This is a genomic window from Candidatus Margulisiibacteriota bacterium, from assembly GCA_031268855.1.
In the GTDB taxonomy this organism is placed as follows: Bacteria; Margulisbacteria; Termititenacia; order Termititenacales; family Termititenacaceae; genus Termititenax.
The window spans coordinates 1-9,799 of record JAIRWS010000008.1; the positions used below are offsets into that span (position 1 = coordinate 1).

General features: G+C 49.9%; 14 protein-coding genes. 2 read left to right on the top strand and 12 right to left on the bottom strand.

Translation table 11 applies throughout. The features are described from left to right. The 9 genes from LBJ25_00555 to LBJ25_00595 all read right to left on the bottom strand — a co-directional run. The coding region (locus LBJ25_00555) for an FAD-dependent oxidoreductase (protein ID MDR1452454.1) at positions 1 to 155 on the bottom strand (155 nt) is incomplete at its 3' end. A gap of 232 nt (positions 156 to 387) precedes the next feature. Beyond that, the gene (locus LBJ25_00560) at positions 388 to 768 is read right to left on the bottom strand and encodes a single-stranded DNA-binding protein (GenBank protein ID MDR1452455.1); all 381 of its coding nucleotides are present in this window, start codon (positions 766 to 768) and stop codon (positions 388 to 390) included. 556 nt (positions 769 to 1,324) lie between these two features. Then, entirely contained in the window at positions 1,325 to 2,251 is a 927-nt protein-coding gene (locus LBJ25_00565) for an NAD(P)-dependent oxidoreductase (protein ID MDR1452456.1), read from the bottom strand. After that, positions 2,251 to 2,820, bottom strand: a complete 570-nt coding sequence (rplI, locus tag LBJ25_00570) for a 50S ribosomal protein L9 (protein MDR1452457.1) — start codon at positions 2,818 to 2,820, stop codon at positions 2,251 to 2,253. The genes LBJ25_00565 and rplI overlap by 1 nt, the downstream gene beginning before the upstream one ends. A 24-nt stretch (positions 2,821 to 2,844) precedes the next feature. Then, positions 2,845 to 3,063 (bottom strand): 30S ribosomal protein S18, encoded by a 219-nt coding sequence (gene rpsR, locus LBJ25_00575; GenBank protein ID MDR1452458.1) that lies wholly within the window; start codon positions 3,061 to 3,063, stop codon positions 2,845 to 2,847. 199 nt (positions 3,064 to 3,262) lie between these two features. Next, a complete protein-coding gene (gene ssb / locus LBJ25_00580; GenBank protein MDR1452459.1) occupies positions 3,263 to 3,673 on the bottom strand; it encodes a single-stranded DNA-binding protein in 411 nt (136 codons plus the stop codon). Between the two features lie 57 nt (positions 3,674 to 3,730). Continuing rightward, entirely contained in the window at positions 3,731 to 4,150 is a 420-nt protein-coding gene (locus LBJ25_00585) for a single-stranded DNA-binding protein (GenBank protein MDR1452460.1), read from the bottom strand. 5 nt (positions 4,151 to 4,155) lie between these two features. Beyond that, positions 4,156 to 4,467, bottom strand: coding sequence for a 30S ribosomal protein S6 (gene rpsF / locus LBJ25_00590; protein ID MDR1452461.1), 312 nt, complete (start codon positions 4,465 to 4,467; stop codon positions 4,156 to 4,158). A 353-nt stretch (positions 4,468 to 4,820) separates the two neighbouring features. Further along, positions 4,821 to 5,102: a hypothetical protein gene (locus LBJ25_00595; protein MDR1452462.1), complete on the bottom strand. Its 282-nt coding sequence runs from the start codon at positions 5,100 to 5,102 to the stop codon at positions 4,821 to 4,823. 135 nt (positions 5,103 to 5,237) lie between these two features. Here LBJ25_00595 and LBJ25_00600 point away from each other — a divergent pair, with 135 nt between their 5' ends. Continuing rightward, on the top strand, positions 5,238 to 5,576 hold the full coding sequence (locus LBJ25_00600; protein MDR1452463.1) for a helix-turn-helix domain-containing protein: 339 nt from the start codon (positions 5,238 to 5,240) through the stop codon (positions 5,574 to 5,576). Here LBJ25_00600 and dnaN read toward each other — a convergent pair. Beyond that, positions 5,573 to 6,685 carry a DNA polymerase III subunit beta gene (gene dnaN, locus LBJ25_00605; protein ID MDR1452464.1) on the bottom strand — a complete coding sequence of 371 codons (1,113 nt, stop codon included), beginning with the start codon at positions 6,683 to 6,685 and terminating at the stop codon, positions 5,573 to 5,575. The genes LBJ25_00600 and dnaN overlap by 4 nt on opposite strands. Before the next feature lie 229 nt (positions 6,686 to 6,914). Next, positions 6,915 to 8,270: a chromosomal replication initiator protein DnaA gene (gene dnaA / locus LBJ25_00610; protein MDR1452465.1), complete on the bottom strand. Its 1,356-nt coding sequence runs from the start codon at positions 8,268 to 8,270 to the stop codon at positions 6,915 to 6,917. A gap of 182 nt (positions 8,271 to 8,452) precedes the next feature. On the opposite strand from dnaA, the gene LBJ25_00615 reads away from it, so the two are divergent. Further along, positions 8,453 to 9,184 (top strand): class I SAM-dependent methyltransferase, encoded by a 732-nt coding sequence (locus tag LBJ25_00615; GenBank protein MDR1452466.1) that lies wholly within the window; start codon positions 8,453 to 8,455, stop codon positions 9,182 to 9,184. On the opposite strand, the gene LBJ25_00620 is transcribed toward LBJ25_00615, so the two are convergent. Beyond that, positions 9,163 to 9,799: methyltransferase domain-containing protein (locus LBJ25_00620; GenBank protein ID MDR1452467.1), on the bottom strand; the 637-nt coding region annotated here is incomplete at its 5' end. The genes LBJ25_00615 and LBJ25_00620 overlap by 22 nt on opposite strands.

Below are 9,799 nucleotides of genomic sequence, written 5' to 3' on the forward strand. Positions count from 1 at the left end.
CCGATCGCGGGATTACAGGACATTTTGCCGAGCGTGTCGAGATTGAGCGTGAGCAGCAGCGTATCCAGCCCCAGCCGCGCGCAGGCCAGCGCGGCCTCGATACCAGCATGCCCCGCGCCAACCACGATGACTGAATAATCTTTAGGATAATGCATCGAGCAAGATTTTAGCATACCGGCCATCACTCACATCGACCAAAAAACCGCAATAAAGCAAAAGGGCTTCCCCAAAAAAGAGTATCTTTTTTTTCAAATTTCCATATTCTATATTTTGCGTGGCTTAAGAAAATAACCTTTCACCAGAATGGGAAATTTATTCTCGCCTCGCGCCGCCGCACAGCAAGTTGCGGCAGCGCGGGGCCTTCAACGCAAGACCAGCGCGGAAATCTTACGCCGCTTTTTTTCTGGGCTTAACTTCTTTTTTGTCTTCCGCCGCGACTTTAGCCTGCCGGTACTCCAAAATATTCACGCTGTCCGCGATGACTTCCGTGATCCATTTTGTTTCCGCGCCAGATTCATACGAGCGCGACTGAATCCGTCCGCTGACCAAAACCAGACAGCCTTTTTGAATGTAGTCGTGGCAGATCTCCGCCAGTTTGCCCCAGGCAACCACATTCAAAAAATCCGTCGGGCGTTTGCCCTCGGTGTCTTTGTACGGCCGGTCGACCGCCAGCGTGAACTGGACGCGCGCATTGGCGCTGCTGCTGTCCCGGAAATCCGGATCCCGCACCGCGCGGCCGATCAACGTCACGTTGTTGTAGCTTTTCATAATTCACCTCCTTCTCATTTTTTTGTCCTGCTAAAGACTTGCTTAATATAGCAAATTCCTAAATTTTTGTCAAGTTTTTTATTTTAGATTTGTTTTCCACTTTTTCTGACATAAAACACTTACTTCCTAAATCACAATGAATTAGAGCGAATATCTTTGCCGCCGCGCGCCGAGTCTCTCGCTTAACGTCGGCTACTTTGTAGCCTTGTTAAGCTCGAGCCAAACCGCGCTTACGGCAAAATATTCGCTCTCAAAACATCCATCAAAAACAGCGTTTCCTGTTTTTTCATGCGGCAAATATTTTACCGGAAGCGCGCTTTGATCATTGGTCACTGAACGATATTTCGGTCGTTGAGCGGAGTCGAAACGACCGAAGCTAATTCGCGTTCACTGAGCGTAGTCGAAGCGAGCGCGAATTGTCAAAGCCCTCTTAAAAGCTAGAAAACACCGGCGCGCGCAGGCAACTCGACACGCAATAACATGGCTATTTGCCATGCGGAAAGTGATTAAAATACGGAACATCCTTTATTGTTTAACCTATACTTAACGCGCTTTTTTATTGTTTTAAGGCTGTCAAAACACCCTTTACCGTGTCCACATCTGACGGCAGACCAAATTTTTGACAATTTACCGTATTGTAAACAAAGTGTTTATATTTTAAACAGTAGCTGTCCCAGGGATGTTTTTTCAGCAGCCAGATCAAAAACTGAATTATGGCCATGGGCACGCGAAGTTGGAACAAGGGCTTCTTTTGTCCGTAACAGGCCGCAATTTGCCGCAAAAACTCACTGTCGGTCAAGGGCGCGTTACCAAAGACATATTCGCGCCCGTCCACGGCATTTTCCAGCAAATATTTGGTCAGGCGGGCAATGTCCGCGCAATGAATGAAATGAAAACGGAAGTTCATCGTGAAATATTTGAGCCAGCGGATCTTTTTGGCCAGGGCCGGGAGGCCGGCAGCCGCGTGCGAAAAAGGATGCCCGCTGTCTCCACCAAACACCCAGGTCGGAAAGATCGTGATGATCTTTTCCCGCAATTTATGATATTGCAGCATTTTATGCGTCAGGAATTTACTACGAATATAATTGGTGCCGATATCACGGATAGCCTCGATCGGCCGGTGTTCGTGATCCAGAATCGACGCTGTCGAAAAATAAAGGATCTTTTTTATTCTCCGCGGGTCAAGCTGGCGCAGCGTGCGGAAAACCGGATAGACATTGACCCGCCAGGGTTCGCGGTAGCCGCCCCAGCAAGTGGCGACCCAGATCAGATAATCCATTTTTTTCAGCAGCTCTTTTTGCCCGGGTAGATCGCGCACATCCAGCGGCAAAACCGTAACGTTGGAAAACCGCGTTAGATCGCGGCGCAATTTAGCCGGATCACGCAGGACAAGATAAAGCTGATACTGTGGATCATTCGCCAGCAGGTCAAACAAATAATGCCCGACACTGCCGGAAATGCCGGTAATTAAAACATTCGCCATTATTCCTGCGGCGCGGCTTCTGGCGCGACAGCGGCGGTTTTTTCCCGCTCCTCGATCTCCGCGGCAATTTCCTCTTTTTTGCGCGGTTTGCGGGCTTTCTTTTCCGTCGCCGCGGTCTTTTTGTCGACCTCGGCCGTTACTTTCAGCCGGGCGGCCGCCGTGATGCCAAAAGTCAGTTTCACCGGCACAGCGTATTTGCCCGCCTCTTTCACGCTTTTGAGCTGCACGCGGCGGCGATCGATCTGCGTGCCCAGGCTTGCACTGAGCGCATCGGCAATCTGCTGATGCGTAATCGCGCCAAAAAGCTGGCCATTCTCGCTACCCCTGGCTTTAAGCTCTATCTCCGCCGCGCCGTTGATCTTGTCAGCAACGGCCTGTATTTCCTGTTTTTCTTTTTCGATCTTTTTCTGTCTCTGCGCCGCGATGTTCTCGACGTGGCGCAAATTTCCCGCATTATGCGGCACGGCTAGCCGCCGCGGGAAAAGAAAATTCCGCGCGTAACCGCCGCGAACCTTGACCACGGCGCCTTTGTCGCCGTACTCCGTGTCCTGCAATAAAATAACTTCCATAAATAAATCTCCTTCGTCTCAAGCCTATTGTTCTACGACATAAGGAAGCAGCGCCATGTAGCGCGCGCGCTTAATGGCCTGAGCTACCTTGCGCTGATGCTTGGCGCAGCAATTTGACTGACGCCGCGGCAGGATCTTGCCGCGCGGCGACTGAAATCTCTGCACTCGCGCCAGATCTTTGTAATCCAGATCGTCCACATGATTCTCGCAAAAATAACAGGGTTTGCCCCGTCTTTTTTTCATTGGCAAAGACAGCTTGTGATCGCCTCTTTTGGTATCTTTGGACATCCTTATACCTCCTTCCTTAACTTTTTCTATTCTTTCCGGTATCTTTTTTCTAACGCTCCACACTTCGCCAGCTTGCGCTGGCTTGCGACCGAGAGCGGCCTCAAGCCGCCGAGGAAATGTCGCTGGCTAACCGAGCCAGCGGCTGGGTCTCGACTCAAAACGGCGCCGGTTCCTCGCCGGACGAAGCAAAAGGCCTGCTTTCCGGCGCGGGCGAAACACCCTGATCCGGCCGGTAAGCGGCGCCGGCCGCGCTGGACGCTTTGGTGTCCAGCATTTGCATGCTATCCGCCACCACTTCCGCGGACTGAAACTGCTGGCCGTTTTTCTCATACACGCCGATCTGCAAACGACCTTCGATCGCCACCGGCTTACCCTTGCGCAAATAGGTGTTGCAGGTCTCGGCCAGCTTACGCCAGGCAACGATACGGATAAAATCAGCTTCCGCGTCGCGCTTGGAGGTGCGGTTCACAGCCAGCGAAAACCGCGAGACCATGACGCCCGCTGAAGTTGAGCGCGCTTCCGGGTCGTGGGTCAATCTGCCGATCAAAAAAACTTTATTATACATGCTCTTTCCTTTTTTTTCTTTCTACACATCACGCTTGTTTCACCTGTAAAGCTCGGGTCAAAAAGGCACATCGTCTTCTGTCGCGCCGTCAAAAGGATTGCCGCCAGCCGTAGCGGGTGGTTCGTTGCTCGGCGCAATGGCTTTGGCGGGCGCTGACACCGGCGCGTTAAACAGCCGGACGGTCTTAGCATTGATCTCGGTCTGGCTAAATTTCTGGCCATTGGCCTCGCGGCGGTTGACCTGAATACGGCCTTCGACCAGCGCCAGAGAATTGATCTGCAGATTTTCCGCGGCGTAATCCGCCTGCCGTCCAAAGGCGACAACGGGAATTTTATCGAATGTCGTCTGTCCATCGGGGCGCGGCGGCCGCGCGACATTGAGCGTAAACTTGCTGACCGACAATCCGTTTTCTGTGGTGTATTTAGTCTCCGGTTTTTCCTGCACCGTGCCGATCAAAACAATGCTGTTGAAATTCATAAATTTTAGGCCTTCGCTTCGGCTTTTGGCTCGGGCAGAGAGAGCGTGATCATATAGCGTAAAATATTTTCGTTAATCTTAAAGCGCGCTTCGATCTCTTTGTTTATGGCGCCCGGCCCGGTATATTTAATCAGCACAAAATAACCCTGCTGTTTTTTCTCGATCGGCGTGGCCAGGTCTCTCTTGCCCCAGACATCCGTGGCGTCAATTTTGCCGCCGCCGCTCTCGATCAGCGTTTTTACTTTCTCGAGAATCTCTTTTTGCGCAGCCTCTTCCAGCTCAGCCTTGGTGATGAAAAGCAGATCGTACGCGGTCATTAAAAACTCCTTGTTTTATTGTAAACTAAAACTTTATCCTCAAGCAAAGGGGGTCAATAATACCAGCTTCGCCGCGCGCTGGCAAGCGAGGTTTAGGCAATGGTGTTTATGACAAGCCCAATACACGAACAAACAGTGTTTTAGCGGCTCCATGCCTCGCTGGCCTCGACGGTTCGACGGGCTCACCGTCCAGGGCTCGGCCAACGCGAGACACCCCACCAGTCCGCCTTCCGGCGGCCAGCCTCCCCTTAACCAAGGGGAGGCGGCAGCGTTAGCTGCGGTGGGGTGTTTTGCCGCAGGCAAAACGTCAGAAAACCTAACGCTTGGTCGGCCAAGGACATAAATGCCGAGGTTTAGGCAATTTTCATGATGTAGATCACAACATAATAACTGGGGACTGTGCTTAGGGAATATGGCACGCCGCCGCCGTCAAGAGTATAGACCGCTTTAACCGACGGATATTGCGCACTGCTTGAATTATTACCGCTGTTTATGACGTCTATTTTATTCGCCACCTTTTCCTTAGTATGCAAGGCCGCCCGCATACCCTCGGCCGAAAGTTTCTTGCCCTCGTCGATATTATAATTTTCCGCTTTGAAATCCGTATCCGTCGCGTCGGTGTAATTATCTGCCATAAAAATCCCCCCTGTTTACCAAGTTTTTCATAAATGTCTGCAAATAAATAATTATACCTATATTATCTCTCACACGCAGACATTTGTCAAGCAAAAAGCATTCATTTACAAACCTAAATGACCTATCATAAATAAATGACCGGTCGGATATTTTGGAAAATCGTCAAAAATGAAGTGGCGCGGCAAAAGACCAGTTTTGAGTGGCTGTATTATAAAACCGGCATCACCAAAGGCACTTTTTCTTCCTGGAAAAACCGCGAAATTATCCCGCGCGCCGATGACGCCTACAAAATAGCCGCTGTCCTGCATGTCTCCGTCGAATACCTGCTGACCGGATCAGACCGGGTGAAAAAACAATCCAATCCCGGCCTGCAGGAAATTACCGAAAATCTGATCGGGCTGGACGCGCTGGACCTGAACGCTGTTTCCGCGCTGACACGAGCTCTGGCCGCGCGGTACGTTAAGCGCCGCTAGACCCGTATCGGCATAACCACGTAAGTAAAATCCTTGTTTTCCTTTGGAATTATCACGCCGGCCGAAGTTATGCCGTTCAAGACCAGTACAATATTGTCCTCCTGTATATTGCGTATAACGTCCAGAACGAGACGGACATTAAAAGCGATGGGCTGCATGTCCTCGCCCTCTTTTTGCACATCGACCAGCTCGGAAATATTGCCGATAGTCGGCGTGCTAGCCGTGATCAGAAGTTTTTGATCGACCATTTCCAGCTTAATAACGTTGGTCGACGCGCTGGCCACGATAGACGCCCTATCCGCGGCTTCCAGCAGGTCTTTGCGGGACATGACAATTCTGGTTTTTTGTTCTTTGGGTATGACGTTGCGATAATCCGGGAATTGGCCCTGAATTAAACGTGAAACCAAATACAAACTCTTGAAACTAAAAGAAATTTGTTTTTCAGTAATGGCAATATCCACGACACCCTGATAATCTTCCTGCTGAAGAATCCGGCTGATCTCCTGCAGGGCGCGTGACGGCACGATAACGCTTAGATTCCCCGCGGTGTCCTCGCTTAAAGTAGTTGTTTTTTTAGCCAGGCGAAAACCGTCAGTCGCCACAAAACGCAGCTCGTTTTTTTCTTTCTCAACCAGGATGCCGTTTAAAAAAGGCTTCCCTTCATCAAAAGACACCGCAATGATCGACTGCCGGATCATCTCGCGTAGCGCATCGGCTTCGATCTTTAAATTTTTGCCGCTTGTAACTTTTGACAGCACCGGAAAATCATCAATAGCCAGACCGTAAATATTTGGCTTGGACTGTTTAGAGGTAATTAAAATATTATGATTGCTATCGACCTTAAAAGAAACTTCGCCTTCGGATAATTTAGCAATAATGCTGCTCAAAGTCTTAGCCGGAGCCAGCACCGCGCCTTCTTCAATAACATTGGTGTCGATCGAAAACTCGATCCCGATCTCCAGGTCATTGGCGGTAAGTTTCAAGGAGTTATTTTTCGCTTCGAGCAAAATATTGCCGGCGATCTGCGCCACCGTGCTACGGATCGACACCGCCTTTTCCACGACCTGCACAGCATTGTTCAAATCAGCTTTTACACATTTGAATTCCATATTATTTAATACCTCCGTACATATATATAGGTTTAACAATAACAATAAAGACTGTGCATAACTGGATAACCGTAAAATTTTTTTAATTATAGCGAAAAATTTGATTTACGGCTACTGATAACTTATGCATAAGTATTGGAAAAAACGGTCGTTGCGGAGCGGAGTTTTTGGCGGAAAATATTTTACAAAAGATATCCACAGGGTATGCGCAAAATTGTTCGGAAAAAAATTATCGCGCCAGAATTTCTTTTTTGAGATTATTGACAAGGTCGAGCAAAGCATGGTCGGTCTTGATCGTTTCACGGATCTTATCGCAGGCATGAATGACCGTGCTGTGGTCGCGCCCGCCAAACGTATCGCCGATCTTTTCATTGGTCGCGCTGGTCAATTCCCGGGACAGGTACATGGCAATTTGTCTGGCTGTGGCGATCTCTTTTTTACGGATCTTGGCGGAAAGCTCCTCGATGTCAATTTTCATTTGTTCGGCGACAATTTGTTTGATCGTGCTGATGGTCACATGTTTATCCTGCGTCTGGATCAGGTCTTTAAGCAATTTGGCGGCAAAATCCACCGTGATCGGCGTCTGAAAAAAAGCCGTGTGCGCGACGAGCCGGTGCAGGACGCTTTCCAGATCGCGGACATTGGAAAAAGGCGCTTTGGCGATGTATTGAATGACGTCTTCCGGAATATTCGCGTTTTCGATAGTGCTGTCGCTCTCGACTTTTTTGCGCAGAACGGCCAGACGGGTCTCAAAATCCGGCGATTGAATATCGGTAATCAAGCCCCAGGCCATACGGGACTTCAGGCGCTCATCGATATCACGCAGGTCTTTGGGCGGCCGGTCAGAGTTGAGGATGATCTGTTTTTTGGTTTCGTACAGGGCGTTGAAAGTATTGAAAAATTCCTCCTGCGAACGATCTTTGCCCATGAGAAATTGAATGTCGTCGACAAGCAGAATATCCGCCATGCGAAACCGCGCGTAAAAGTTTTTCCAGCGGGCGACATCACTGCCGTCACGGATAATGCTGACGACCTCGTTCACAAAAGTTTCGGCGGTGACCAGCACGATTTTCAGCTTGGGATTAAGAGATAACGCGCGCTGGGCAATAGCGTGCATCAGGTGTGTCTTGCCCAGCCCCGGGCCACCGTAGGTAAAGAGCGGATTGTAGGCTATGAAAGGTTTTTCCGCGACAGCCAGAGCCGCGGCGTGCGCGAAGCGCGTATTGTTGCCGACGACGAAAGTTTCAAAAGTATATTTGGGATTGAATTTGACCAGGGCTTCGGCGGGAACTTCTTCGGCGGCAGACGGGAGCTGCCGGACGACCGGCGCCGGGCTTAACTCGGGCGCCGCCGGCACAACGCGGACATCCAGCGCGATATTTTGCCGAAAGTCGCGTGTAAAAATTTCCTGCAAAAGCGGCTCGCGCTCTTTGAGCCACAGCGCCATGACGTCTGACGGCACGGAAACGGCCAAAACCCCGTCAGCCAGAGAGAGCGGCGCAATGGAAGTTTTAAACATCTGAAAGCCGGGTCCGGTCAGCGCAGTTTTAAGTTTTTCCAGTAGAACCGGCCAAAAAGAATCCATAGAACCCCAAAACACCCAAAATTTATCCCCCGAGGTGGAGAAGTATTTTACACCGATAAAAAAAAATGTCAAATTGACAGTGGAAATACGCCCCGCCGTGCACAAGGCCGGGGCTGTGTTGATAAGCAAGATTGGTCAAAAAAAGCCGCGCGTGCTAAAATCAAGAAAGTTTGGCGGCAAAAATGAGCGAAAAAATCACGGACTATTCAGACTACGATTACAAAAAATTTTTCTGGGAAAAAGGCGACCGGCAATACGAGGATTTTTGCGACCACCTGGCGGCGCGCCGGCTTTTGCCCGAGCGCGGAGAAAAATTCCTCGATGTCTGCGGCGGCTTCGGACGTCTGGCGGATGTTTACCTGCCGCGTTTTGCGGACTGCACGCTCTTCGACTACGCGCCAAAAATGCTGGATCTGGCCAAAGCCGCGCACGGCGCAAAACTAAAGACCGCGCAGGGCTCGGCGTATAAGCTGCCTTTTGCCGCTGGAGAATTTGACGCGGCGCTGCTGGTGCGCGCCTCGCATCATTTGACAGACCTGTCGGCGGCGGTCGCGGAGATCGCGCGCGTGCTGAAACCCGGCGGACGCGCCGTCATCGAGATCGCCAACAAAAGAAATATTCTGGAGATTTTGCGCTGGGGTGTAGGCCGGTCTAAAATGCGGCCTTTTGCGCTTGAGCCGGCAAGCCGCAATGCCAAAGGTTTTTATAATTTTCACCCGCGTTACGCGGAAGAAATTTTTAAGCGAAATAATCTGCGGGTCAAAAAAGCTCTCGGCGCGTCCAATTTCCGCCTGCCGCTTTTGAAAAAAATTCTGGGCGCGCCGCTGCTCTGTTTCCTGGAACGCCTCGCGCAAGGCGTCTCCGGCCGGCTGAAGTTAAGCCCGTCGATTTATTATTTGCTGGAGAGACAATAGCCTTGCCGGGCAGCCTTTAAGTAGCCATTGTCCGGATAGTCTTTGATTTTTTGAAAATCAAAAAAAATGGTTCCGGACAATGTCGGAAATATTTTGGCCAAAGGTTTGGCTAAAAAGGCTGGAAATGGACGAAAATCTCCGCCACCGAAATGTTTTAATTGCCAGCCGTCAAATGCGCTATTGACAAGGCGGATAAGATCGCCTTTTGTATAGCCCCTAATGTGATTGCTATAGTTTTTGATGCAGGAGGGCTGTTGTCCAAATAAAAGCAACAACCTTTGATGCAGCGCAGCCAAATTTGGCACTCCAACAATAAGATGTCCGCCGGGTTTTAAAACCCGAGTGATTTCGTGTAAAATCCAAAACACAGCTTTAACATGCTCAAACACTTGATTGATAATTATTATGTCTACGCTTCCAGCTGCAAACGGAAGATGGTCTCGTTCAAGATCAAGATTGACAAGCTCTATCCCTTTGTCTTCAAACTTTTTCTTGGCGAGAGGTTCATCTGATTTTAAATAGTTGTCTACGGCAAAAAGAGCTAAATTTTTGGCGTGGCTAGGCCAAAAATGGGGGGGGGGGGGGGTATTTTTAAATAATTCCATAGCACATAAG